Source organism: Kluyvera chengduensis, from assembly GCF_044197065.1.
In the GTDB taxonomy this organism is placed as follows: Bacteria; Pseudomonadota; Gammaproteobacteria; order Enterobacterales; family Enterobacteriaceae; genus Kluyvera; species Kluyvera ascorbata_C.
Map to the genome: position 1 here is coordinate 398,112 of NZ_JBIQOI010000001.1, position 25,445 is coordinate 423,556.

General features: G+C 56.6%; 22 protein-coding genes. 14 read left to right on the top strand and 8 right to left on the bottom strand.

Annotated elements, in window-relative coordinates; genetic code table 11:
- Window positions 1–90: 90 nt before the first annotated feature.
- The 3 genes from ACH1XZ_RS01790 to ACH1XZ_RS01800 all read right to left on the bottom strand — a co-directional run bounded on the left by ACH1XZ_RS01790 (window position 91) and on the right by ACH1XZ_RS01800 (window position 2,231).
- Window positions 91–786: a CidB/LrgB family autolysis modulator gene (locus tag ACH1XZ_RS01790; RefSeq protein WP_395594092.1), complete on the bottom strand. Its 696-nt coding sequence runs from the start codon at window positions 784–786 to the stop codon at window positions 91–93.
- Window positions 786–1,184, bottom strand: a complete 399-nt coding sequence (locus tag ACH1XZ_RS01795; protein ID WP_035893432.1) for a CidA/LrgA family protein — start codon at window positions 1,182–1,184, stop codon at window positions 786–788. Before ACH1XZ_RS01795 ends, ACH1XZ_RS01790 begins: the two co-directional genes overlap by 1 nt.
- 123 nt (window positions 1,185–1,307) lie before the next feature.
- Window positions 1,308–2,231 carry a LysR substrate-binding domain-containing protein gene (locus ACH1XZ_RS01800; RefSeq protein ID WP_395594093.1) on the bottom strand — a complete coding sequence of 308 codons (924 nt, stop codon included), beginning with the start codon at window positions 2,229–2,231 and terminating at the stop codon, window positions 1,308–1,310.
- A 169-nt stretch (window positions 2,232–2,400) separates the two neighbouring features.
- On the opposite strand from ACH1XZ_RS01800, the gene mhbT reads away from it, so the two are divergent.
- The 5 genes from mhbT to ACH1XZ_RS01825 are packed head-to-tail and all read left to right on the top strand — an operon-like array spanning window position 2,401 to window position 7,381.
- Window positions 2,401–3,759 carry a 3-hydroxybenzoate transporter MhbT gene (gene mhbT, locus ACH1XZ_RS01805; protein WP_395594094.1) on the top strand — a complete coding sequence of 453 codons (1,359 nt, stop codon included), beginning with the start codon at window positions 2,401–2,403 and terminating at the stop codon, window positions 3,757–3,759.
- 11 nt (window positions 3,760–3,770) lie between these two features.
- Window positions 3,771–4,799, top strand: coding sequence for a gentisate 1,2-dioxygenase (gene gtdA / locus ACH1XZ_RS01810; protein ID WP_395594095.1), 1,029 nt, complete (start codon window positions 3,771–3,773; stop codon window positions 4,797–4,799).
- A 14-nt stretch (window positions 4,800–4,813) separates the two neighbouring features.
- Window positions 4,814–5,515 (top strand): fumarylacetoacetate hydrolase family protein, encoded by a 702-nt coding sequence (locus ACH1XZ_RS01815; protein ID WP_395594096.1) that lies wholly within the window; start codon window positions 4,814–4,816, stop codon window positions 5,513–5,515.
- An 8-nt stretch (window positions 5,516–5,523) separates the two neighbouring features.
- Window positions 5,524–6,168 carry a maleylacetoacetate isomerase gene (gene maiA / locus ACH1XZ_RS01820; RefSeq protein ID WP_395594097.1) on the top strand — a complete coding sequence of 215 codons (645 nt, stop codon included), beginning with the start codon at window positions 5,524–5,526 and terminating at the stop codon, window positions 6,166–6,168.
- Window positions 6,169–6,187: 19 nt separating this feature from the next.
- Entirely contained in the window at window positions 6,188–7,381 is a 1,194-nt protein-coding gene (locus ACH1XZ_RS01825; RefSeq protein ID WP_395594098.1) for a 3-hydroxybenzoate 6-monooxygenase, read from the top strand.
- Between the two features lie 104 nt (window positions 7,382–7,485).
- Here ACH1XZ_RS01825 and ACH1XZ_RS01830 read toward each other — a convergent pair whose 3' ends face one another.
- Window positions 7,486–8,868 carry a M24 family metallopeptidase gene (locus ACH1XZ_RS01830; RefSeq protein ID WP_395594676.1) on the bottom strand — a complete coding sequence of 461 codons (1,383 nt, stop codon included), beginning with the start codon at window positions 8,866–8,868 and terminating at the stop codon, window positions 7,486–7,488.
- Window positions 8,869–8,954: 86 nt separating this feature from the next.
- Here ACH1XZ_RS01830 and dusC point away from each other — a divergent pair, with 86 nt between their 5' ends.
- The 4 genes from dusC (at window position 8,955) to ACH1XZ_RS01850 (ending at window position 14,258) form a co-directional block, all read left to right on the top strand.
- Window positions 8,955–9,893, top strand: coding sequence for a tRNA dihydrouridine(16) synthase DusC (dusC, locus tag ACH1XZ_RS01835; protein ID WP_395594099.1), 939 nt, complete (start codon window positions 8,955–8,957; stop codon window positions 9,891–9,893).
- 155 nt (window positions 9,894–10,048) lie between these two features.
- Window positions 10,049–10,882, top strand: coding sequence for a transcriptional antiterminator BglG (bglG, locus tag ACH1XZ_RS01840; RefSeq protein WP_395594100.1), 834 nt, complete (start codon window positions 10,049–10,051; stop codon window positions 10,880–10,882).
- Between the two features lie 28 nt (window positions 10,883–10,910).
- Window positions 10,911–12,848, top strand: coding sequence for a PTS beta-glucoside transporter subunit IIABC (bglF, locus tag ACH1XZ_RS01845; protein ID WP_395594677.1), 1,938 nt, complete (start codon window positions 10,911–10,913; stop codon window positions 12,846–12,848).
- Window positions 12,849–12,863: 15 nt separating this feature from the next.
- Window positions 12,864–14,258: a glycoside hydrolase family 1 protein gene (locus ACH1XZ_RS01850; protein ID WP_395594101.1), complete on the top strand. Its 1,395-nt coding sequence runs from the start codon at window positions 12,864–12,866 to the stop codon at window positions 14,256–14,258.
- A 155-nt stretch (window positions 14,259–14,413) separates the two neighbouring features.
- Here the strand turns inward: ACH1XZ_RS01850 and ACH1XZ_RS01855 are convergent, their stop codons facing one another.
- The gene (locus tag ACH1XZ_RS01855) at window positions 14,414–15,148 is read right to left on the bottom strand and encodes a class I SAM-dependent methyltransferase (RefSeq protein ID WP_395594102.1); all 735 of its coding nucleotides are present in this window, start codon (window positions 15,146–15,148) and stop codon (window positions 14,414–14,416) included.
- A gap of 133 nt (window positions 15,149–15,281) precedes the next feature.
- On the opposite strand from ACH1XZ_RS01855, the gene mdtQ reads away from it, so the two are divergent.
- Both mdtQ and ACH1XZ_RS01865 read left to right on the top strand, forming a co-directional pair.
- Complete coding sequence (gene mdtQ, locus ACH1XZ_RS01860; protein ID WP_395594103.1) at window positions 15,282–16,724, top strand: multidrug resistance outer membrane protein MdtQ; 1,443 nt, start codon at window positions 15,282–15,284, stop codon at window positions 16,722–16,724.
- Between the two features lie 362 nt (window positions 16,725–17,086).
- On the top strand, window positions 17,087–17,743 hold the full coding sequence (locus ACH1XZ_RS01865; protein ID WP_395594678.1) for an oligogalacturonate-specific porin KdgM family protein: 657 nt from the start codon (window positions 17,087–17,089) through the stop codon (window positions 17,741–17,743).
- A gap of 65 nt (window positions 17,744–17,808) precedes the next feature.
- On the opposite strand, the gene ACH1XZ_RS01870 is transcribed toward ACH1XZ_RS01865, so the two are convergent.
- The gene (locus tag ACH1XZ_RS01870; RefSeq protein ID WP_395594104.1) at window positions 17,809–18,381 is read right to left on the bottom strand and encodes a DedA family protein; all 573 of its coding nucleotides are present in this window, start codon (window positions 18,379–18,381) and stop codon (window positions 17,809–17,811) included.
- 154 nt (window positions 18,382–18,535) lie between these two features.
- Here ACH1XZ_RS01870 and ACH1XZ_RS01875 point away from each other — a divergent pair, with 154 nt between their 5' ends.
- Complete coding sequence (locus tag ACH1XZ_RS01875) at window positions 18,536–19,123, top strand: Yip1 family protein (RefSeq protein ID WP_395594105.1); 588 nt, start codon at window positions 18,536–18,538, stop codon at window positions 19,121–19,123.
- Window positions 19,124–19,303: 180 nt separating this feature from the next.
- Window positions 19,304–20,257, top strand: a complete 954-nt coding sequence (gene pbpG, locus ACH1XZ_RS01880) for a D-alanyl-D-alanine endopeptidase (protein WP_395594106.1) — start codon at window positions 19,304–19,306, stop codon at window positions 20,255–20,257.
- Here the strand turns inward: pbpG and ACH1XZ_RS01885 are convergent, their stop codons facing one another.
- The gene (locus ACH1XZ_RS01885) at window positions 20,258–20,812 is read right to left on the bottom strand and encodes a GNAT family N-acetyltransferase (protein WP_395594679.1); all 555 of its coding nucleotides are present in this window, start codon (window positions 20,810–20,812) and stop codon (window positions 20,258–20,260) included.
- 142 nt (window positions 20,813–20,954) lie between these two features.
- Window positions 20,955–22,676 (bottom strand): D-lactate dehydrogenase, encoded by a 1,722-nt coding sequence (gene dld, locus ACH1XZ_RS01890; RefSeq protein WP_395594107.1) that lies wholly within the window; start codon window positions 22,674–22,676, stop codon window positions 20,955–20,957.
- Between the two features lie 198 nt (window positions 22,677–22,874).
- Between dld and bglX the strand changes: the two genes are divergently transcribed.
- The gene (gene bglX / locus ACH1XZ_RS01895; protein ID WP_395594108.1) at window positions 22,875–25,172 is read left to right on the top strand and encodes a beta-glucosidase BglX; all 2,298 of its coding nucleotides are present in this window, start codon (window positions 22,875–22,877) and stop codon (window positions 25,170–25,172) included.
- Window positions 25,173–25,445 lie beyond the last annotated feature (273 nt).

A 25,445-nucleotide genomic window follows, 5' to 3' on the forward strand; every position in this document is an offset into this window, starting at 1 on the left:
ACGGGGCGCAGAGGCCCTAATTAGTGATCAATATCTCATTGTTAATGCAACGTGTGTAACATCAATTAAAAATGTGTGATTTGTCTCGTTTTATCCCACAACCGACAGAATAACCGGGAATAGGAATGGCGCAATTAGTGAGGTCATGATGCCGCAGATAACCAACGCCAGCGAACTAAACGCCCCTTCCTGATAATCCATCTCAGCGCAGCGCGCGGTGCCCAGGGCGTGTGAGGCGGTGCCCATCGACAGCCCGCGCGAAGCTTTGGTGGTAATCCGCATCAGGTTCAGCAGGGTATGACCAAACACCGCACCGAGAATACCGACGTAAATCACGCACACGGCGCTAATCGCCGGGATACCGCCGATACTGCCGCTGACCGCCATCGCAATCGGAGTGGTCACTGATTTTGGCAGAATAGAGGCGGCGATTTGTGGTGAAGCCCCCATCATCAATGCCACCGACGTGCCGGTGATCATCGCCACCGCGCTGCCGATAAAGCAGATAGTGATGATGGATTTCCAGCGCGCGCGGATCTGGTGCAGCTGTTCATACAGCGGAAAAGCAAGGGCGACAACCGCTGGCTGCAACAGGTCGTTCAGGACTTCGCTGCCTTTAAAGTAGTGATCGTACGGAATATCGGTCAGCAGCAGGAACGGAATAATCACCACCATCGACACCAGCAGCGGGTTGAGCAGCGGCATTTTAAAGCGTGCGGCAAGCTTACGGGCGGCAAAAAAGACAACCAAAGTCAGCGGCAAAGACCACCAGATATCGTGCAGCATTATTTATCCGCTCCATCACGACCAACCACTTTACGCTCACCGTGAACCAGGTGAGAGCTCCAGCTCACCACCACCAGCACCACTAACGTACTGATGGTGCAGGAGACGACCACCGGGCCGAACTGTGCGCTCAGCAGCGAGAAGTACTGCATGACGCCGACGCCAATCGGCACAAATAGCAGCGCCATATAGCGGATCAGGATGTAGCAGCCGGGGTTAACCCACTTCGCAGGCAGGATTTGCAGCGCCAGCAGCACAAACATAATAAGCATGCCGATAATGCTACCGGGAATGGTAATGGGCAGCAGCGACGAAATAAAAATACCGGCATACAGACAGGCGTAAATCAGCACGAATGCACGCAGGTATTGCCAGATTAAATTCAGCGATTTGAGCATGGGATTCACCTTTGGTGGAATGCATTCATCATACAATTAAACCCTGGAATGTGCTACCGATCACATCATGAATTCTGAGCATACCTGATATAGATAATGCGAACATCAGGCATCTGCCCGGCGTTACCCCTCCATTTGTACCGGATGCGACAAATAGTGGAGAAACCGGCTTAGCGCAAGGGAGGGCGTGCTCGATTTGCGCCAGAATACGCCGACGCTGCCTTTCTGCTCAATCTTTGGCAGCGCCAGAATGGCGAGCTGGCCCTGATTTTGATAACGCTCGGCCAGGCGCAGGGACAGAATCGAAATCATGTCGCTGCTTTGCAGCAGGTTAACGCTGACGTTCATCGACGCCGACTCAATGGTGTTTTCCGGCAGCATGACGCCATTTTCCACCAGCGCGTTGTCGATGCTTTGACGAATTGGTGTGCCGTTAGGCCAGACTATCCAGCGCCATGCTGCCAGATCTTCCCACGACAGACGGTTGCGGTGGGCGAGGGGATGGTCGGTTCGCGCCACGAAGCAGACCGGTTCGGTGTACAGCACCTCGTAGTTCAGCGGCAGCTCCAGCGCCCGGCCGCCGATGCGCCCAACTACCACGTCCACGACGCCGGACTGCAAATCATGCAGCAGCGGTGTCATCACCTTCTCTTCAATATTCAGATGCAGCGTCGGCATCTCGGCCAGCAGCGGGAAAATCGCCTGGGAGACGCAGTCGGTGGCAACCGGCGAGCAGCCAATTTTCAGGCTTCCCACGAGACCGCCCTGCTTAAAGCGCTCCATCTCGAACTGCGAGCGTTCGATATCGTTGATCAGCCGTTGGGCGTGCTGGAGAAGCAGTTTGCCGCCTTCCGACACGCGCAACCCCTTACTGTGCCGTTCAAACAGCGTGAGACCCAGCTCCTCTTCAAACTGGGTTAACCACTTAGAGAGCGCGGGCTGGGTGATATGCATCATCTTCGCGACCTGAGTCAGGTTTCCCTGCTCGCCGAGTGCGACCAGCATTTTCAGATGGTGGAGCTTCAGCTTCTGCGTCCAGTCAGCCATGAGATATAACCTCCAGGTTATGGAAGGGCATGAAATGCCATTGTACAACTCATTTCACTTATCACAAGATAGCAACATAAAAGCAAAAAAATAAACATCTTACTCTGAGCCGCTCTGGCGAAAGCGCGAACGGCGACGTGGATAACCTGCATATACAGAGGCCCTCCCTATGACGCAACGACGTGAACTACAGGCACTCATCGATGTCGCTCCGATCGGCAAGATGCAGTGGCGCGTCATCATCTGCTGTTTCCTGGTGGTGATGATGGACGGTTTTGATACCGCCGCGATTGGCTTTATCGCCCCGGCCATTCGTGACCACTGGCAGTTGACCGCAGGCGACCTGGCGCCGCTGTTTGGCGCAGGGCTGCTGGGGTTAACCGCTGGTGCCCTGCTGTGCGGCCCGCTTTCTGACCGGCTCGGGCGTAAGCGCGTAATCGAATGGTGTGTGGCACTGTTCGGCCTCTTCAGCCTGCTGTCGGCGTTCTCTCCGAATCTTGAAGCCTTGATCATCCTGCGATTCTTAACCGGCTTGGGCCTCGGCGGCGCAATGCCAAACACCATCACCATGACATCTGAATACCTGCCGGCCCGCCGTCGCGGCGCGCTGGTGACGTTGATGTTCTGCGGTTTCACGCTCGGCTCAGCCTTTGGCGGCATCGTCAGCGCGCAGCTGGTGGGGGTGATTGGCTGGCACGGCATTCTGGTGCTGGGCGGGGTGCTACCTATCGCGCTGTTCTTCGCGCTGCTGGCCGTTCTGCCTGAATCCCCACGCTGGCTGGTACGCCGTCAGCGTCCGCAGGCGGAAATTCGCCGCACCGTCAGCGCCATGACCGGTGAACGCTATAACGATACCGAGTTCTGGCTCGATGAACCGGCGGCGACCAAAAAGGGCAGTATCAGCCAGCTGTTTACCGGGCGCCAGCTCACCATCACGCTGATGCTGTGGGTCGTGTTCTTTATGAGCCTGCTGATCATCTATTTACTCTCTAGCTGGATGCCAACCCTGCTCAACCATCGCGGTATTGACCTCCAGCACGCCTCGTGGGTCACAGCGGCGTTCCAGGTGGGCGGCACGCTGGGCGCGCTGATGCTCGGCGTCTTAATGGACAAATTCAATCCGTTCTGGGTGCTGGCGGTGAGCTATGCGCTGGGCGCGGTGTGCATTGTGATGATTGGCCTGAGTGAAAACGGCCTGTGGATGATGGCGCTGGCGATTTTCGGCACCGGCATCGGCATCAGCGGCTCGCAGGTGGGGCTGAACGCACTGACCGCCACGCTTTACCCGACCCAGAGCCGCGCCACCGGCGTGAGCTGGTCAAACGCCATTGGGCGCTGCGGCGCTATCGTCGGCTCCATTTCCGGCGGCGTGATGATGGCGATGAACTTCTCATTCGACACCCTGTTTTTTGTGATTGCCGTACCGGCCGCCATTAGCGCCATCATGCTGACGCTCCTGACGCTGGTGGTACGCCAATCATCCCGAGTACCCGAATCGCAGCCTGTAATGGGCGCGGTGAAAAGTTAAGGAGAATAATAATGACCTCGGACGTAAAACACGATCGCCAGCAGTTCTACCAGCACATTTCCGGGCAAAACCTGACGCCGCTGTGGGAATCGTTGCATCACCTGGTGCCAAAAACACCAAACGCCAACTGCGCCCCGGCTTACTGGAACTACCAGGAAATTCGCCCGCTGCTGCTGGAAAGCGGCACGCTGATTGGCGCGAAAGAGGCGGTTCGCCGCGTGCTGGTGCTGGAAAACCCCGGCCTGCGCGGACAGTCATCGATTACCTCGTCGCTGTACGCGGGCCTGCAGCTCATCATGCCGGGCGAAGTGGCGCCAAGTCATCGCCATAATCAGTCGGCGCTGCGCTTTGTGGTGGAAGGCCACGGCGCGTTCACCGCCGTCGACGGCGAGCGCACTCAGATGAGCCCCGGCGACTTTATCCTCACCCCGCAGTGGCGCTGGCACGACCACGGTAACCCGGGCGATGAACCGGTTATCTGGCTCGACGGCCTTGACCTGCCGCTGGTGAACTACCTCGGCTGCGGCTTCGCGGAAGATTACCCGGAAGAACAACAGCCGGTCACCCGTAAAGAGGGCGACTACCTGCCGCGCTACGTCGCCAACATGCTGCCGCTGCGCCATCAGGTGGGTAACTCATCACCAATTTTCAACTACCGCTACGACCGCAGCTGCGAAGCGCTGCATGACCTGATGCGTATGGGCGATGCCGACGAGTGGGATGGCTACAAGATGCGCTACGTCAACCCGGTGACCGGGGGCTACCCGATGCCGTCAATGGGGGCGTTCCTGCAACTGTTGCCGAAAGGCTTCCAGTCGCGTCAGGCGCGCACCACCGACAGCACCATCTACCACGTGGTGGAAGGCTGCGGTGAGGTGACCATCGGCGAGCAGACCTTCAGCTTTAAAGCGAAAGATATTTTTGTCGTGCCAACCTGGCACCGCGTGTCCTTTAACACGCCAGAAGAGACCGTGCTATTCAGTTTCTCGGATAGACCCGTCCAGGAAACCCTGGGTCTGTTCCGCGAAGCGCGCTATTAATCAGGAGAAGAAAGATGAGCAAATACGTATTCGAACCTCAGGCGCCGGTTGCCGTACCGGTTGTTGGCAGCGATGAGCAGTTCCCGGTGCGCCGCGTTTACTGCGTGGGACGTAACTATGCCGCCCACGCCCGTGAAATGGGCTTTGACCCGGATCGCGAGCCGCCATTCTTCTTCTGCAAACCGGCGGATGCCGTGGTACCCGTGGCCGCAGGCGAAACCCTGAACCTGGCCTACCCGGCGCAGACTGACAATTATCACTATGAAATTGAGCTGGTGGTCGCCATCGGTAAAAAAGGCAGCGATATCCCGCTGGAGAAAGCCGAAGAGTATATCTGGGGCTATGCCACCGGGCTGGACATGACCCGTCGCGACCGCCAGATGGAGATGCGTCAGATGGGCCGCCCGTGGGAAATCGGCAAAGCTTTTGACCTGTCTGCGCCGATTGCGCCGCTGCACAAAGTGGCCGATGCACCGTCACTCGACAAAGCGCCAATCTGGCTGCAGGTTGACGGTAAAGACCGCCAGCGCAGTGATATTCAGCACCTGATCTGGGATGTGAAAGAGACCATCAGCTACCTGTCTGGCTTCTTCGAACTGCAGCCGGGCGACCTGATCTTCACCGGCACGCCGGAAGGCGTTGGCGCGGTGGTGAAGGGCGAAACCATCACCGGTAACGTGGAAGGATTAACGCCCATCGCGGTCAAAATTGTTTGAGGTGAATGATGAAGCTGTACAGTTTTTTTAATAGTTCGGCCTCTTACCGCGTACGCATTGCGATGGCGCTGAAGGGCATTGACTACCAGACCGTCGGGGTCAACATCCGTATCGGCCAGCAGAACGCGCTGGAGTACCGACGCCTGAACCCGGTTGGGCTGGTCCCTGCGCTTATCACCGACGAGGGTGAATCGCTGGGGCAGTCGCTGGCGATTATTGACTGGCTGGACAGACATTTCCCGCAGACGCCGCTGCTACCGGCGAACGATCCCCAGCGCATGCGCGTGCTGGAAGTGGTGTACGCCATCAGTTGCGACATCCACCCCATCAACAATATGCGCGTATTGCGCTACCTCAGCGACGAGCTGAAGGTGAGTGAAGAAGAGAAAAAACGCTGGTATGCCCACTGGGTCCAGCAGGGGCTGAGCGCGGTAGAGCAACTGCTGCGCCGTAGCCAATCAGGGGCATTTTGCTTCGGTGATACGCCGACGCTTGCCGACTGCTGCCTGGTGCCGCAGTGGGCCAACGCCGAGCGGATGGGCTGCGATTTAAGCGGCTTCCCGCGTTGCAAAGCCGTGGTTGACGCCTGCACGGCGCTGCCCGCGTTTATCGCCGCGGCCCCTGAAAACCAGCAGGACAAGATCCCGGCGTAGTCGAAAAAGGAGAAGAATCATGGCTAAAGTTACGCGTGCGATTATTGTCGGCGGCGGTATTGGTGGCGCAGCCACCGCGCTGTCGCTGGCGCGTCAGGGCATCCAGGTGATGCTGCTGGAACAGGCGCACGACATTGGCGAAATTGGCGCCGGGATCCAGCTTGGGCCGAACGCCTTTTCCGCGCTCGACAGCCTTGGCGTGGGCGAAGTCGCCCGTCAGCGTGCGGTCTTTACCGATCACATCACCATGATGGATGCGGTTAACGGCGAAGAGGTGATTCACATCGAAACGGGGCAGGCGTTCCGTGACCACTTCGGCGGCCCGTATGCGGTTATCCACCGCGTCGATATTCATGCCACCGTCTGGGAAGCGGCGTTGCAGCACCCGGGCGTGAAGTACCGTACCTCTACCCACGTGGTGGATATTCGTCAGACCGACGACGATGTCACCGTGTTTGACGACAAAGGCAACAGCTGGACGGCGGATATTCTGATTGGCTGTGACGGCGTGAAATCCGTGGTGCGCCAGAGTCTGCTCGGCGATACGCCGCGCGTGACGGGTCACGTGGTGTATCGCGCGGTGGTGGAACGCGACGATATGCCGGAAGACCTGCGCATCAACGCGCCGGTGCTGTGGGCTGGCCCACACTGCCACCTGGTGCACTATCCGCTGCGCGGCGGTAAACAGTACAACCTGGTGGTGACTTTCCACAGCCGGGAAACCGAGCAGTGGGGCGTGCGTGACGGCAGTAAAGAGGAGGTGATGTCGTACTTCAAAGGCATTCACCCGCGTCCGCGCCAGATGCTGGACAAACCGACCTCCTGGCGTCGCTGGTCGACCGCCGACCGCGAGCCGGTAGAGAAGTGGGGCAACGACAGAATGACGCTGGTGGGCGACTCTGCGCACCCGGTGGCACAGTATATGGCCCAGGGCGCGTGCATGGCGCTGGAAGATGCGGTGACGCTTGGCAAAGCGTTGACCCAGTGCGACGGCGATGCCGCCAGCGCATTTGCGCTGTATGAGTCGGTGCGTATTCCGCGTACCGCGCGCATCGTCTGGTCCACCCGCGAAATGGGCCGCCTGTATCATGCGGCGGGGGTCGAGCGTCAGGTGCGTAACCTGCTGTGGAAAGGCAAAACCCAGGAAGAGTTCTATCGCGGTATCGAGTGGCTGTACGGCTGGAAAGAAGATAACTGCCTGCAACCGCGATAATAGCGGTTGGCACGATGTGCCCCCTCGCCCCAGTGGGGAGAGGGGGCCGAATGGAGCAGACTTTGTAGCCCGGCCAAGCGAAGCGCCGCCGGGAATCCCCCAAACTACCCCACCAGCGCCTTATCTTTGGCCAGCATAAACGGCCGCAAATACCCCACGGCGTTCGACAACGGCAACACGTCATCGCTCAACGCAATATTCAACGTCTCGCGAATATACGCCCGTCGCGCCTCAATGCGCGCCCACAGCGCCGGATACTCTCTTGCGATCTGCTGTTGCAGCGCCGCATCCGCCAGCGCCACGCTCTCTTCCGCGCTGGTTCCGGTATATCCCGGCACCGACGGAATAATATCAATCTGCATCACCATGCCGCTTTTCAGCGTTTCGACAGAGCCTGAATAGACCGGCGATGACATCCACTCTTCATCGGCGCTCAAATGCCCCGGATTGAGATGCCAGCCGTACTGCGCTTTTGGCAGTACGCGCTCCACTAAATCGTACAGCTCACCGCCCGGCATCCCGACCTTAATATTCTCAAGCCACGTCGCCACCGCGCCGAAATAGGGCTTCACCACGCGGTCGAGATAATCTCGCTGGTTCTCCGGCAGCTCGCTCTCCTCGGCAATCACAAACCCGGTGCGGCTGGAGAGCCCGCCCTTAAAACCGGTGGTCATCGACAGCGGCTGGCCGCGTTTGACCTTTTTCCACGAAGGGTAGAGGTTGGCCTTCTCAAAACGCTGTCCGCTTGCGGCGATGGTGACCACAGACGGTGCCTGGCCTTCGGCAGCCAGCAGCGCGCCCAGTTCCACCTCACGAATGCCCGGTTCGACGGCATCCAGCGCCGCCAGCATGCAGCGGGAGGCGAGGTTGGCACCGTATTCGTAATGGGCAATTTCGTTGGCGTTATTGACCGTTCTCGCCCCTTTATCACCGCGAATAAACAGGTGCGCGGCGTTGACCAGATCGGCATGGGTGCTCTGCTTTATCGCCTCGACGATAAACCACGGCAGGTCAAACAGCTTCGCGTTATCGCTCCCGGCGGCGGTAAACATCTTCCAGCCCACCAGCCCGACCTTGGACATCGCGCTCAGCCCGGTTTCGCTGAACAGCTGCGCCAGCGGCTTCTCGTTGTCCATCGGCTGATTCGGCAGCGAGAACAGCGGGCAGTGCTTGAGCGTCACCGGAATGCGCGAATGGGCCGCCATCTTCAGGTTTTCGTTGCCGAGAATGGCGGTAGCGTGCCCGGACTTATGCAGCACCAGCAGCCCCTCTTCAAAGCGCGGAATAAACCCGGTGAGGTACTCAAAATTACCACCGTGCTCTTTGTCGGCGTAAATCACCAGCGCATCAAAGCGTTCTTCCTGCATCCGTTCGAGCAGCGTAGTTTTACGCTCGAGCAGGGTGGTGTCGGTCAGCGTGACCGGCGGCACATCGCTGAATCCATGCGGCGGCTGGACGACCTTAAGCTTAATATCCCTTGAATTCATCATTCACCTCCTGATGTGTTGACTGGCAGTGGAAAGCGGCATACTAAGACGTTACCATAGCGCCTCTTTTTTTTCCGGATAACGATATGCGTGTTTTACTGGCACCGATGGAAGGCGTGCTCGACTCGCTCGTGCGCGAGCTGCTGACCGAAGTGAATGATTATGATCTGTGCATCACCGAATTTCTGCGCGTGGTGGATCAACTGCTGCCGGTAAAATCGTTCCAGAAACTTTGTCCGGAGCTGCATAACGACAGCCGCACGCCTTCCGGTACCCGCGTGCGCATTCAGCTTCTGGGGCAATATCCCGAGTGGCTGGCGGAAAACGCTGCCCGTGCGGTGGAGCTCGGATCCTGGGGCGTCGACCTCAACTGCGGCTGCCCGTCGAAAACGGTGAACGGCAGCGGCGGCGGGGCGACGTTGCTGAAAGATCCCGAACTCATCTACCAGGGCGCGAAAGCGATGCGCGAAGCGGTACCTGCGCACCTGCCGGTTACGGTAAAAGTGCGTCTGGGATGGGACAGCGGGGCGCGTCAGTTTGAAATCGCCGATGCGGTGCAGCAGGCGGGGGCGACCGAGCTTGCCGTTCACGGGCGCACCAAAGAAGATGGCTACAAGGCCGAGCGCATCAACTGGCAGGCCATTGCCGAGATTCGCCAGCGGCTCTCCATTCCGGTTATCGCTAACGGCGAAATCTGGGACTATGACAGTGCACAGGCCTGTATGGCCGTCACCGGCTGCGACGCGGTGATGATTGGTCGCGGGGCGCTGAACGTGCCGAACCTCAGCCGGGTTATCAAATATAACGAACCTCGTTTGCCGTGGCCGCAGGTGGTGGATCTGCTGAAGAAATATACCCACCTGGAAAAGCAGGGCGACACCGGACTGTATCATGTGGCGCGTATCAAGCAGTGGTTGGGCTATCTGCGCAAAGAGTACGCTGAAGCCACCGAACTGTTCACCGCCGTGCGCGCGCTGCAGGAATCAAAGCTGATTGCTCGGGCGATTAACGACTGGCAGGCATAAAGTATCCGATCTGCATCACAATTTTTCGTCTGCTCCATTGAGCAGACGGCAGTGAAAATGAAATACTTCGTCTCGATTGTTACTGCTTCGGCAGGCAAAACCTGATGTTCTGGCTCCTGTCAGAAGTCAGGTTTTTTTGTTTCTGGGGTTCATAAATGCAGATCGCCAAAGTACTTAATAATAATGTGGTGGTGGTTCTGGATGAACACCGGCGTGAGCAGGTGGTGATGGGGCGAGGGCTAGCCTTTCAGAAACGCGTCGGCGACTCATTGGATGAGACGAAAATCGAGAAAATTTTTGCCCTGCAAAGCGATGAGCTGGTAGGGCGTTTAAGTGAATTACTCAGTCAGATCCCGCTTGAGGTGATGACCACCTGTGACCGGATTATTGAACGGGCACGCGAGCGGCTCGGCAAGCTGCAGGAGAGCGTTTATATCACGCTAACTGACCACTGCCACTTCGCCATTGAGCGGCAGAAAAACGGTGTGGCGCTGCGCAATGTGCTGCTGTGGGACATTAAACGGCTCTATCCGAAAGAGTTTGCGTTGGGGCAAGAGGCGCGAGCGCTGATTGAAAAGCGCCTCGGCGTGGCGCTGGCGGAAGACGAAGCCGGGTTTATCGCCCTGCATCTGGTGACGGCGCAGCTCAACAGTGAAATGCCGGAGGTGATGCACGTCACCCGGGTAATGCAGGAAATCCTGCAACTGGTGAAGTATCAACTGCGGCTGGAGTATAACGAAGAGTCGTTAAGCTACCAGCGCTTCGTCACCCACCTGAAATTTTTCGCCCAGCGCATGCTGACGCGAACGGTGGTGGAAGATGACGATGCTGAACTGCACAGCGCGGTGAAAGACAACTACGCGAAAGCGTGGAAGTGTGCGGAAACCGTGGCGGCGCATTTGCAAAAAAGTTATCAGCGGTCGCTGACGACGGAAGAGATCATGTTTCTCGCCATTCATATTGAACGGGTGAGAAAAGAGGGGAAATAACCCCTAACCACAATGGGATTGTTACTGCATTATGCAGGCAAAACCCGAGCGCGGTGCCATCTGGCGTCGTTCTCGGGTTTTTTTGTTTTTATACTCAGTCAAGGAATTTGGTATGAAATATCAGGAACTTGCGCAGGATATTCTCCGCCACGTCGGCGGCAAAGAGAATATAGTGAGTCTGGTTCACTGCGCGACACGGCTGCGTTTTAAGCTCAAAGATAGCGGCAAGGCCGACGCCGAAGTGCTGAAGGCGAACCCCGGCGTCATTATGGTGGTCGAAAGCGGCGGCCAGTTTCAGGTGGTTATCGGTAATCACGTTCACGATGTCTGGCTGGCGATACGCGAGGCGGCAGGCATCACCGACGATAGTGAACCGGTTGTGGTAAAAGGCGAAAAAACCTCGGTGCTGGGCCAGGTTATCGACGTGGTATCCGGTATTTTTGCCCCGTTTATCGGCGTGATGGCGGCCACCGGTCTACTGAAAGGGCTGCTGGCGCTGGCGGTGGCATGCGGCTGGCTGAACACCGAACAGGCAACCTACAAAATCTGGTTTGCGGCAAGCGACTCGCTGTTCTTCTTTTTCCCGCTGTTCCTCGGCTATACCGCCGGGAAAAAGTTTGGCGGCAATCCGTTTATTTCCATGGTTATCGGCGGTGCGTTGACCCATCCGTTGATGATTCAGGCCTTTGAGGCGGCGCAGGCGCCAGGGGCAAGTGCAGAATATTTCCTCGGTATACCGGTCACCTTTATCAATTACAGCTCGTCGGTCATTCCCATTATTCTTGCCTCATGGGTCAGTTGCTGGATTGAACGACACAGTAATGCACTGCTGCCGTCGGCGATGAAGAACTTTTTTACCCCGGCTATCTGTCTTGCCATCGTCGTGCCGCTGACGTTTCTGGTTATCGGGCCGGTTGCCACCTGGCTTAGCGTGATGCTGGCGAACGGCTACCAGGCCATTTATGTCGTCGCGCCGTGGCTGGCGGGGGCTGCGCTGGGCGGGTTATGGCAGGTCTGCGTGATCTTCGGCCTGCACTGGGGATTGGTGCCGCTGATGATCAATAACCTGAACGTGTTGGGCCACGATTCGATGCTGCCGATTATCCTGCCAGCGGTGCTGGCGCAAGTAGGGGCAGTGCTGGGGATTTTCCTCGCCACCCGCGATGTGCGCCAGAAGGTGCTGGCGGGCTCTGCGTTTTCAGCCGGGCTTTTTGGTATCACTGAACCGGCCATTTATGGCCTGACGCTGCCGCTGCGGCGTCCGTTTATCTTTGGCTGTGTCTCGGGTGCTCTCGGTGGTGCGATTACCGCCTTCAGCAACAGCGCGACGTACTCTTTTGGCCTGCCAAATATCTTCTTCCCGGCACAAATGATCCCGGCAGGCGGCATTGATGCCAGCGTGTGGGGTGGGCTAATCGGTACGGCGGTGGCCTTTATTCTTTCCGGCACGCTGACCTTCTTCTTCGGCATGCCGCGCCAGGCCGCTGAGCCCGCTGCGGTGGCGAAAGCCTCGGAAAACGACGTTCTGGCACCGATGACCGGCAGCGTGCTGGCGCTGGAAAATGTCCCGGATACTACCTTCGCCAGCGGATTACTCGGCAAAGGCGTGGCGATTATTCCGGCGGAAGGGAAGGTGATTGCGCCCTTTAACGGCGAAGTGGCGTCGATTTTTCAAACGAAGCACGCCATTGGGCTGGAGAGTGACAGCGGCATTGAACTGCTGATCCACGTAGGCATTGATACCGTCAAGCTGGACGGCGTGCCGTTCACCGCTCATGTCAAAGAGGGCGACAAGGTGCAGGCGGGCGATCTGCTGCTTACTTTCGACCGTCAGGCCATTCTGGACGCCGGTTACGACCTGGCGACTCCGATTATTATCAGCAACAGCGACGAGTATCCGGAAGTGGAAATCGTTGCCGCCAGCGCGGTCAGCGCCGGTCAGCCGCTGTTGACTGTCACGCGTTAATCACAGGAGAGAGAGATGAAGACATTCCCGCAGACGTTTTATTGGGGCGGCGCGACCGCCGCAAACCAGATTGAAGGCGCCTATCTTGAAGATGGTAAAGGACTATCCACTTCCGATGTGCAGCCACAGGGCGTTTTTGGCGAGGTGGTTGAACGCGTCCCGGGCGATTCTGGCTTAAAAGATATCGCTATCGATTTTTATCATCGCTATCCAGAAGATATTTCTCTGTTCGCCGAGATGGGCTTTAACTGTCTACGCGTATCCATTGCCTGGACGCGTATTTTCCCGAACGGCGACGACGCTGAGCCAAACGAAGCGGGGCTGGCTTTTTATGACAAGCTGTTTGATGAAATGGCCAAACACAACATCACGCCGCTGGTCACGCTCTCCCACTATGAAATGCCGTGGGCGCTGGTGAAAAACTACGGCGGCTGGGGTAATCGCAAGGTGATTGGCTTCTTCGAGCGCTATGCCCGCACGGTGTTTGAGCGCTACAAAGGCAAGGTCAAGCTGTGGCTGACCTTTAACGAAATCAACATGTCGCTGCACGCGCCGATGACCGGCGTGGGCCTGCCGGGCGACAGCAGCAAAGCTGAGGTTTATCAGGCTATTCACCATCAGCTGGTGGCGAGCGCGTTGGCGGTGAAAGCCTGCCATGAGATTGTGCCAGAAGGGAAAATCGGCAATATGCTGCTGGGCGGCCTGATGTACCCGCTAAGCTGCAAGCCGGACGACGTGTTCAAAACTTTGCAAGAGAACCGCGGCTGGCAGTTCTTCGGTGACGTGCAGGCGCGCGGGGCGTATCCGGGTTATATGCTGCGCTATTTCCGCGACAACGGTTTTGCGCTGGAGATAACCGATGCCGACCGTGAAGCGTTGAAGTCGACCGTCGATTTTATTTCGTTTAGTTACTATATGACCGGCTGTGTGACTGCTGACGAAGCGCTGAACCAGAAAGCGCGTGGCAACATTCTTAATATGGTGCCGAACCCGCATCTGGAAAGCTCGGAGTGGGGCTGGCAGATTGACCCGCTGGGGCTGCGTACGCTGCTGAACGTGCTGTGGGATCGCTATCAGAAGCCGCTGTTTATTGTGGAAAATGGCCTGGGCGCGAAAGACAAAGTCGAAGCGGACGGCAGCATCAACGATGATTACCGTATCAGCTATCTGAACGACCATCTGGTGCAGGCGCGAGAAGCAATTGAGGACGGCGTTGAACTAATGGGCTTCACCAGTTGGGGGCCAATTGATCTGGTCAGCGCTTCGAAGGCGGAGCTCTCCAAGCGCTACGGGTTTATCTACGTTGACCGCCACGACGACGGCACCGGTACGCTGGCGCGCAGCAAGAAGAAGAGCTTTGACTGGTATAAAGAGGTGATTGCGACTCGCGGCGCCAGCCTGAAAGCGTAAGCCTCGGTGAATTGCCGGATGGCGCTTTGCTTATCCGGCCTACAAACATCGTCGCTCACTTGAATGCCGGATGGCGCTTTGCTTATCCGGCCTACAGACACCACCGTTCACCTGTAGGCCGGATAAGGCGCAGCCGCCATCCGGCAATTCCCCACTCACGTCGGTTTACGCGCGCGCAGAATAAAAATCATCGGCCGTTCTTTCTCTTCATCCAGCGCCGGATTGGCGGCAATCTGCTCCGCCGTTGGCCCCCATTCGTTCAGGCACTCAATGACAAACCCGGCGGCCACCAGCGCGTTAATCCAACTGCCCAGCGTCCGGTGCTGCTTCTTAACACCGTTGGCAAACCAATTGCTGATACGCTCGCCTTCCTGCTGATAATGGCTAACCGGCCAGCTTTTCTGCCCCTGTTCATCCTCTTGCCAACCCTGCCTGATCGGGGCGGTATAAATCGGATGCTCGACGGAAAATAACAGCGTACCGCCTGGCGTCAGGGCCTGATAAACGCAGGCGAGCAGCGGGGCGATATCGGGTAGATAGTGCAGCGCCAGCGAGCTGTACGCGACGTCGTAGCTATCGGCGGCAAGCGTGAGGGTTTGCAAATCCTCGCAGCGGTATTCAATCTCCGCGCTGTCGGTCATTTCCTGTGCGCGTTCCAGCATCCGACTGGAGAGATCCAGACCCGTAATCTGTGCCGCACCCTGGTCGCGCGCCCACCGGCAAAACCAGCCGTAGCCGCAGCCAAGATCCACCACCCGCTGGCCTGCCAGCGCGGGCATCATTTGCACAATGGTGGCCCATTCAGGCGCACCGTCGAGCCCTTTAACCGAACGGTCGAGCGTGGCATAACCGGCGAAGAAATCAGGGTTGTCATAGATGTTCTGACTCATTTCTACTCCATGAAATTTAATGATTTTTAACTGTCACTAAGTATGTCAAATTATGTTCCCACACGCTTTACTAAAAGGATTTAATTCATTTAAATTAATATGACCCTCCTACTTTTGTAACCTGACCTCTCAAATGAACTTAACTCTGAAAAAAAGCGTGCTGTCTGGTTTACCCCTGCTCATCGCGCTGGCTGGCTGTGCACCTTCGCATGATATTGGTAGTCCTGTTAAACAGCAGGTTCCGGCCTCAAATGTTTCAACGGAACTCCCTGCGGCGTTGCAAAACGGCTGGCCGCAGAGTAACTGGTGGCAGGATTACCACGACGCGCAGCTCAATAGCTTAATTAGCCGTGCGCTGGCGAACGCGCCGGATATGCAGATTGCTGACCAGCGCATCAAACTTGCCGAAGCGCAGGCGCGGATGTCGCAGTCTTCGCTGGGCCCGGAAGTCGATTTCGGCGGCAATCTTGAGCGTCAGAAAATGTCCTCAGAAGGCCTGATGGGGCCCTTTGCGACCGATACGGACGGCAACACCGGCCCTTGGTATACCAACGGAACCTTTGGCCTGACAGCCGGATGGGATCTCGACCTGTGGGGTAAAAACCGGGCGCAGGTGAAGGCGCGTATTGGTGAAGTGAAGGCGCAGGTCGCCGAGCGGGCGCAAACTCAGGAACTGCTCTCCAGCAGCGTGGCGCGCCTGTACTGGCAGTGGCAAACCGAAGCGGCGATTCACAGCGTGTTAGAGCAGGTGAAAAGCGAACAGAATAATATCGTGACCGTGGATACCGAGCTTTATCAGCACGGGCTGACTGACTCCGCCGAAGGGGCAGAAAACGATATTAACGTCAGCAAAACCGACCAGCAGCTGGCCGACGTTGCGGGCAACATGAAAGAGATTGAAGCGCGTCTGATGGCGCTGACCAACAGCCAGAGTCAGTCGTTGAATTTACGTAAAGTGGATTTGCCTGCCGTCGCCACTCAAATGCCGGCTCGCTTAGGCTATGACCTGCTGGCGCGTCGCCCGGATCTACAGGAAGCGCACTGGTACATTGAAGCGTCGCTGAGTGAAATCGACGCCGCGAAAGCGGCGTTTTATCCGGACATTAACCTGATGGCTTTCCTGCAACAGGATGCGCTGCACTTAAGCGACTTGTTCCGTAGTTCCGCCAACCAGATGGGCGTGACCGCGGGGCTGACGCTGCCTATCTTCGACAGTGGCCGTCTGAACGCCAACCTGGATATCGCCAACGCGCAGAACAATCTTTCCATCGCAAAATATAACAAAGCGGTGGTGGATGCGGTAAACCAGGTGGCTAAAACCGCAAGCCAGGTTGAAACGTTGATGGAGAAAAACCAGCAGCAACAGCAGGTTGAGAAGGACGCGCAGCGTGTGGTCACGCTGGCGCAGGCGCGGATGAATGCCGGAATCATTCCAGGCTTTAAAGTTAGCCTCGCGAAGCTGCCTGCTCTGCAGGAGCGCGCGAACGCGTTACGCCTGCACGGCCAGTGGCTGGATGCCAGCATTCAGCTGACCTCGGCGCTGGGCGGCGGTTATCACATCAGCGAAGAGAAATAACTGGCCTCGATACACCTTTCTCCCTGTATTATTCATACAGGGAGAATTGAAAAATAAATCCTCAGATAAAATAATATCACCTGCTAATATATATTCTCGATATTTGATTTTTGTTTTTATTAAAAACCTCTGTGATTATTTCAATAAAATATGTTTGTGATCACGTATTGCTAATTAAATGAATGACGACGAATTTCTCCGCCGCTAACATCGCCCTCCGAAGAAAGAATATTTTTTATTGATAATAAATACCCTACACCTTTTTATATTCATATTTTAAATATTAAAGCCAGTTCCTCACCGCTTTGGAGTCAACGATAACAACAGAGGACGATTGCGTGAAAAAATTAATAACCTTTGGGATGCTGGCTTTCGCCAGCGCGTCCGCACATGCGGTAACCGTCGACCTGCGCCATGAGTATACGGACGACAGTAAGGCGCAAAAGGACAGGGTGCTGGTATCACACCGCTTTGCTAACGGCTTTGGCTTCTCGGTTGAGGCAAAAAGCAAATCGGGCGGTGAACACTCGCGGAAAGCCTTTAATGACGTTGTTGATAATGGTAGCGAATATGTGGTGAGCTATCAGTTTAATGCGACGCCAGAAATAGCGATTCAACCCGGCCTGGCATTAGAAACTTCGTCATCGAAGTCAATTTATAAACCGTATATTCGTGGGCAATATAATTTTAGCAATGGTATTTATTTTGCGGCGCGATATCGCTACGAATATGTTCGCGATACTTCGGTGGATAAGGACGATGAACATATTAACCGTGGTGACGTATGGCTGGGCTATAAAACCGGGCCTTGGGCATTTGAAGGTAACTACCTTTATAAAAAGAGCGAAGATGTTAATCGCTATGATAACGGTAAAGATGACTACGAGCTGAACTTCAAAACGGCCTACAGTATCGATAAAAACTGGAAGCCGTACGTGGAAATCGGCAATGTCTCGGTGCGAAATACTACCGATGAGCGTCAGACACGTTATCGTGTGGGCGTGCAGTATTCGTTTTAAGTCTTGCGTAATGCCCGGCGTCGCGTTGCTTGGCTGGGCTACCTATAACCCGGCCTACGCCGGGTTTATTCCTGCGGTTTTTTGGCTTCCCGATGTTTCATCCACCAGCGAACGGCAACTACGAGCACCACGACCAGCGCCAGCCAGATGAGATGCTTCAGATGCTTATCCAGATGGTGCAGCCATGGGCCAATGGCTTCTCCGCCCAGGTACCCGAGCGTGGTGAACAGCAGCGCCCAGATTAACGCTCCCAGAATATTCAGCGGCAGGAAGATCTTCGGCGGCAGCCCGCTGGCGCCAATCAACAACGGCCCAATGACCCTGAAGCCATACATAAAACGGGTGCCAATCACGAACAGATAGGGACGGCTTTTAATCAGCCGCTGCGCCTTACGAATGCGCGCCTGATGGCGTGAAAAGCGCTTAAGCAGCCGCCCACCAAACCGCCGACCAAGCAGGTAAAGCAACTGGTCGCCAATCATGCCGCCCAGCGCCACAGAAATAACCACCAGCGGAAATTTTAACAGACCCTGATGTGCCACCACCCCGCCGAGCAGGGTAATGGTCTCGCCCTCCGCCATACTGCCGATGATCAATGCGGCGTAACCATAGTGGGAAATCAGGTTATTGATATCCATGCAAACACTCACTCCTTACTGCATCAATCCTTTAATCATACACCCTCACGCAAGAAGTGCGGCTGCGTCTATTTTTTGCGTTGTACATAAAACAATCTATTCATGTGAATTATACTTAGTACAACGTGGTACGAAGCCGTGCTGAGGAGGCGTTATGAACCATGTATGGGGACTCTTCTCCCACCCTGATAAAGAGATGCATGTTATTCGCAGTGAGAATGAAACTGTCTCTCACCACTATATGCATCATGTGCTGGTGATGGCGGCCATTCCGGTGGTGTGCGCGTTTATCGGTACCACCCAGCTTGGCTGGAATTTTGGTGAAGGCACCGTGGTCCGGCTATCGCTGATGACCGGTCTTGGGCTTGCCGTGCTCTTTTATGCGCTGATGCTGGCGGGCGTCGCGGTGATGGGGCGGGTTATCTGGTGGATGGCGCGCCACTATCCACAGCGTCCTTCACTCAAGCGCTGTATGGTGTTTGCCGGTTACGTGGCGACGCCTATCTTCCTGAGCGGTATTGTGGCGCTCTATCCGCTGGTGTGGCTGTGCGCGCTGGTAGGGACGGTGGCGTTGTTCTACACCGGGTACCTGCTCTACGTCGGCATTCCTACCTTCCTCAATATTAACCGGGAAGAGGGGCTGAGTTTCGCCAGTTCCACTCTGGCGATTGGGGTGCTGGTGCTGGAAGTGCTGCTGGCGTTAACCGTGGTGCTATGGGGCTACGGGTACAGGCTGTTTTAACCCGCTGAATGCATTGCTGATGTGAATGTGGATTGCGTCAGCAATGCAGCATTTATTCACTATTCTTTTCTGGTAGATGCCGCGTACTCCGCGCTATGATGGGCTATTCCGCTTCGTACCCCTTAGGTACGAGGCGGTTGTCTATCATAATGTGCATAAATAACCGCCAGAATACTCACCATGCAGAAATTTCGCGTTTCCCTGCTCAGCCTTGCCCTTGTGCTGGCTGTGCCTTTTGCGCCTCAGGCGAGTGCAAAAACGGCCGTGACCGCCGTAGCCTCGCAGCCGGAAATTGCTTCCGGTAGCGCGATGATTGTCGATCTTGAAACGAACAAAGTTATTTACGCCAACCAGCCGGATCTGGTGCGCCCGATGGCCTCTATCACCAAGCTGATGACGGCGATGGTGGTGCTGGACGCGCATTTACCGCTGGATGAGATCCTGACTGTGGATATCAGCCACACGCCAGAGATGAAAGGGATTTACTCCCGCGTACGCCTGAACAGCCAGATTAGCCGTAAAAATATGTTGCTACTGGCGCTGATGTCTTCAGAAAACCGCGCGGCGGCGAGCCTGGCTCACCACTATCCGGGCGGCTATGACGCGTTTATCCGTGCGATGAACGCCAAGGCAAAATCGCTGGGGATGACCAACACCCGCTACGTTGAGCCAACCGGGCTGTCGATTCATAACGTCTCGACCGCGCGCGACCTGACGAAGCTGCTGATTGCTACCAAACAGTACCCGCTGATTGGCCAGCTCAGCACCACCAAAGAAGATACCGCGACTTTCGCCCATCCGGCCTATACGCTGCCGTTCCGCAATACTAACCATCTGGTGTATCGCGATAACTGGAGCATTCAGTTGACCAAAACCGGCTTTACCAACGCCGCGGGTCACTGCCTGGTGATGCGCACCGTGATGAACAAACGTCCGGTGTCGATGGTGGTGATGGATGCATTCGGCAAATATACCCACTTTGCCGACGCCAGCCGTCTGCGTACGTGGGTTGAAACCGGGAAGGTGATGCCGGTGCCTGCGGCAGCGCTGAGCTATAAAAAGCAGAAGGAAGCCCAGGTGGAAGGCGATATCGCCAGAGCCCAGAGAAGCGGGCAAACCACCCAGGACGATTAATTATTCCGGCAGCGTCCAGTCACCGTCGTTGAGTGGACGCTGCATGATTACCGTATCCCGCCAGTCACCCATCTTGTAGCCCACGCTACGCAGTTGACCCACCACCTCGAAACCGTGCTTTTTATGCAGGCGCAGCGACCCGGTATTGTTATTGCCGTCGCCAATCACCGCCAGCAGTTGCCGCCACGGCCCTTGCTCGCAAATGGCAATCAACGCCGATAACAGTTTGCTGCCGATACCGTGCGCCGTCATGGTGGTGTCGACGTAGATAGACTCTTCGAGGGTATAACGATAGGCCGGGCGAGGGCGATAGTGATTCGCATAGCAGTAGCCAACGACTTCACCGCGATAGAGCGCCACTAGCCACGGCAGGCCTTTCTCCTGAATATTGCGCATCCGCTGCTGCATTTCATCAATAGATGGCGGCACCTCTTCAAACGAGGCGCGGCCATTAAGAACGTGCCAGGCATACAGCGCGGCAATGGCTTGTACATCGTCAGCCTGCGCGTTACGGATTTCAACATCGCCGTCGCGGGTGACATCAAGCGTAGACATCATTGTATTCCTTATGGTTTCCATCGTGAATCTGGCTCTTTGTAGGCCTGATAAGCGCAGCGCCATCAGGCATGGTGCGGCACGTTGCGGGATGGCGGCGTATCCGCCTTATCCGGCCTACAATGAGCCTGCCGACGTTGTATTACACGTCGGTTTTTTCGCCCCAATACTTGAGCTTGCTGGTTTTTCCGATCCCCGGGTTCATGCTGTTGGTCGGATCGTTTTCGCGATAATGGCGCTTCAGGTTCTCATCCGCTTCATACAGGTGCCCGACGTTATGCTCTGCCGGGTACTGTGCGCCGCGTTCACGCAGCAGGGCCAGCATCTGCTCTTTGACGTCGTGCGGATCGACCCCTTTCTTCACGATATAATCCTGGTGGAAAACGTAACACATAAAGTGCCCGTAATAGAGCTTATGCACCAGCTTGCTGTCGATCTCCGCCGGCAGATGCTCGAACCACTCGGTATCGTTACGACGCAGCGCGATATCCAACGCCAGAATATCCTCCACCTCATCGGCGTGAACCGCCTGATAGCGGATAGCCGCACCCGCCGCCGCGAAGCGGTGCAGGAACGCTTTGCTGCCTTCTTCCGGCGTACAGACGAAGAAGTCACCTTCCGCGTCTTTAAAGTATTCACTTAGCCACGCCTGCGCTTCATCGATGCCGTCGCCGGCCATTTTCAACAGCAGGTGATGCTCGTATTTATCGCGCCAGGTTTTCATGCGTTCCGGCAGATGCGCCGGGAAAGCGTGCCCCAGCTTTTGCATAAAGCGGTCGGTGAAGTGCGGCTTGAACAGCGACACTTTTTCCAGCATGGCGTCGGCACGGCCCTTCAGGGTGAAGAAGAACGGCATTTTGTCGGTGCCGAGCTTGTCGATCATCAGAAAGGTGTCTTTGCCGTACTGCTCGGCAATATCGTAGATATCGCGGTGCATATACTCGCCCGCTACCGGCAGGTTTTTGAACTCGGCCAGGATATGGCGGCGAATTTCGGTCAGCACGTCAGGCTGGTTGGTGCCAATGTAGAACACCTGCTGGCGTTTTTCCGCCGGGAAGGTGTCGAGGCGTACCGCAAACACCGCCAGTTTTCCCGCGCAGCCGGAAGATTCAAACAGACGTTCCGGGTCGGCGTTGTAGCGCGCTGGCGTATCGGCATTCACGTCGCGCACGCGATTCACGTAGTCATAGTCATGGGCGTGGCGACCATCGTGTCGCACGTCGCTGTCTTTGACGCGCTCGTCGTCGAGCTTGCTGAGGATCTGCTCCGGGCTCTCGCCAAGGTCAATGCCCAGATGGTTAACCAGCGTCAGCTTGCCCTGTTCATCAATGCGCGCAAACAGCGACATTTCGGTATAGGCCGGGCCGCGCTGCACCAGCGAGCCGCCGGAGTTGTTGCAGATACCGCCAATCACCGAGGCACCGATACAGGAAGAACCAATCACCGAGTGCGGCTCGCGGCCAAAGGGCTTCAGCGCTTTTTCCAATGAATAAAGCGTGGTGCCCGGCCATGCCAGTACCTGCTCGCCGTTATCCAGCAGGTGCAGCTTATCGAGACGCAGGGTGCTGATAATGACGATATCGCGGTCGTAGTCGTTACCGCTTGGGGTTGAACCTTCGGTCAGACCGGTGTTAGCGGCCTGCATCAGAATAATTTTATCGGCGTTGACGCAGGCGTTCAGCACGCGCCACAGCTCAAGCAGGGAGCCGGGGAAGACCACGGCCAGCGCGTCGCCGTGGCCAGAACGGAAGCCTTTGCGATAGCGAGCGGTTTTAGCGGGGTCGGTCAGCAGGTGGGCGTGACCAACCAGGCGGGAGAGTTCGTTAATCAGCGCATTATTATCAGTTGTGGTTTGAGAAGACATTCTCCACTCCTTGTGGCGAGACAATTTTGTCGTTTCTAAGAATAGCGCTTTGTATGATCATTTGGTGAGTGAATGTTTCTAAAAATCAGAGAATAACCTTGGCTTTCTTTACCGCCGTCCTTTAAGTTTATGGCAAACTGCGTTTTTTCATCGACTCTCGCCGCGCTACCCGGCATGGAATAAAGAGATTACAAGAATATGAAATGGCTACTTTCTGTTGGCGTCGCCGTGAGCCTGGCGCTGCAACCCGCTCTGGCGGAGGATCTGTTCGGCAATCACCCCCTCACACCTCAGGCGCGTGACGCTTTTGTGACCGGTCTGCTCAAGAAGATGACGGTCGATGAAAAAATCGGTCAGCTCCGTCTGATTAGCGTCGGGCCGGATAACCCGAAAGAAGCCATCCGCGACATGATCAAAGAAGGGCAGGTGGGGGCGATTTTTAACACCGTTACCCGCCAGGATATCCGCGCCATGCAGGATCAGGTGATGTCGCTGAGCCGCCTGAAAATTCCACTGTTCTTCGCCTACGATGTGGTGCACGGTCAGCGTACCGTCTTCCCGATTAGCTTAGGGCTGGCCTCCACCTTCAACCTCGACGCGGTGAAAACCGTGGGCCGCGTTTCGGCCTATGAAGCGGCGGACGACGGTCTGAACATGACCTGGGCGCCGATGGTCGACGTATCCCGCGACCCGCGCTGGGGCCGTGCCTCCGAAGGCTTTGGCGAAGATACCTGGTTAACTTCTATTATGGGTGAAACCATGGTTGAAGCGATGCAGGGCAAAAGCCCGGCGGATCGCTACTCGGTGATGACCAGCGTTAAGCACTTTGCCGCCTACGGCGCGGTTGAAGGCGGAAAAGAGTACAACACTGTCGACATGAGCCCGCAGCGCCTGTTCAACGATTATATGCCGCCGTACAAAGCGGGGCTGGATGCCGGTAGCGGCGCGGTGATGATCGGCCTGAACTCGCTGAACGGCACCCCGGCTACCGCCGATGCCTGGCTGATGAAAGACGTGCTGCGTAAGCAGTGGGGCTTTAAAGGTATCACCGTTTCCGACCACGGGGCCATCAAAGAGCTGATTAAACACGGCGTGGCTTCTGACCCGGAAGATGCGGTGCGCGTGGCGCTGAAAGCCGGCATCGACATGAGTATGAGCGACGAGTTCTACAGCAAATACCTGCCGGGGCTGATCAAGTCTGGCAAGGTGACGATGGCGGAACTCGACGATGCCACCCGTCACGTGCTGAATGTCAAATATGACATGGGGCTGTTTAACGACCCGTATAGCCACTTAGGGCCGAAAGATTCTGATCCGCAGGACACCAACGCTGAAAGCCGTCTGCACCGCGCCGAAGCGCGTGACGTCGCTCGTCAGAGCCTGGTACTGCTGAAAAACCGTCTGGAAACCCTGCCGCTGAAGAAAAATGCCACCGTTGCCGTCGTCGGCCCGCTGGCGGACAGCCAACGCGATGTGATGGGCAGTTGGTCTGCCGCAGGCGTTGCCGCGCAGTCAGTCACCGTACTGACCGGCATTAAGAACGTGATGGGCAACGAAGGCAAAGTGGTTTATGCCAAAGGCGCTAACGTCACGAATGACAAAGGCATCGTCGACTTCCTGAACCTGTACGAAGAGGCGGTGAAGGTTGATCCGCGCTCGCCGCAGGCGATGATTGATGAAGCGGTCACCGCGGCGAAACAGTCCGATGTGGTCGTTGCCGTGGTCGGCGAAGCGCAGGGCATGGCGCACGAAGCCTCCAGCCGTACCGAGCTTTCCATTCCAAAAAGCCAGCAGGATCTGATTGCCGCGCTGAAAGCCACCGGTAAGCCGCTGGTCTTAGTGCTGATGAACGGCCGTCCGCTGACGCTGGTGAAAGAAGATCAGCAGGCTGACGCCATTCTGGAAACCTGGTTTGCCGGTACCGAAGGCGGTAACGCCATCGCCGACGTGCTGTTTGGCGACTACAACCCGTCCGGTAAGCTGCCGATGTCCTTCCCGCGCTCCGTGGGGCAGATTCCGCAGTACTACAGCCACCTGAATACCGGTCGCCCGTACAATGCCGACAAGCCGAACAAATACACCTCGCGCTACTTCGATGAAGCGAATGGCCCGCTGTATCCGTTTGGCTATGGCCTGAGTTACACCACCTTCTCGGTTTCGGACGTGAAGCTGTCTGCGCCAACCATGAAAGCGGACGGCAGCGTGACCGCCAGCGTGCAGGTGACCAACACCGGCAAGCGTGAAGGCGCAACGGTTATCCAGATGTATTTGCAGGATGTGACCGCTTCGACGAGCCGTCCGGTTAAGCAGCTGAAAGGATTTGAGAAAGTGACCCTCAAGCCGGGTGAAACCCAAACCGTCAGCTTCCCGATTGACGTTAACGCGCTGAAGTTCTGGAACCAGCAGATGAAATACGCGGCGGAGCCGGGCAAGTTTAACGTCTTTATCGGCGTGGATTCGGCGCGCGTGAAGCAGGGCGAATTCGAGCTGCTGTAACAATTAGCCTCACCCCGACCCTCTCCCTAAAAGGGAGAGGGAGTGTGCAAACTTCCCGACCGCACTCCACGGTTCCCTCTCCCCCCGGGGAGAGGGTTAGGGTGAGGGGGCAATCCCCGCCACCGAACTCCCGCACCGCTTTGTGACCCTCATCCCAATTTATCCACCACCCGCCCGCTATCTGCGCCAAACCACCGCTTTTCTCCCGCCAAACGCCACCAATATGTGACCCTCATCACCCATCAAACCCCACCGCCTCGCCATTTTGTGCGC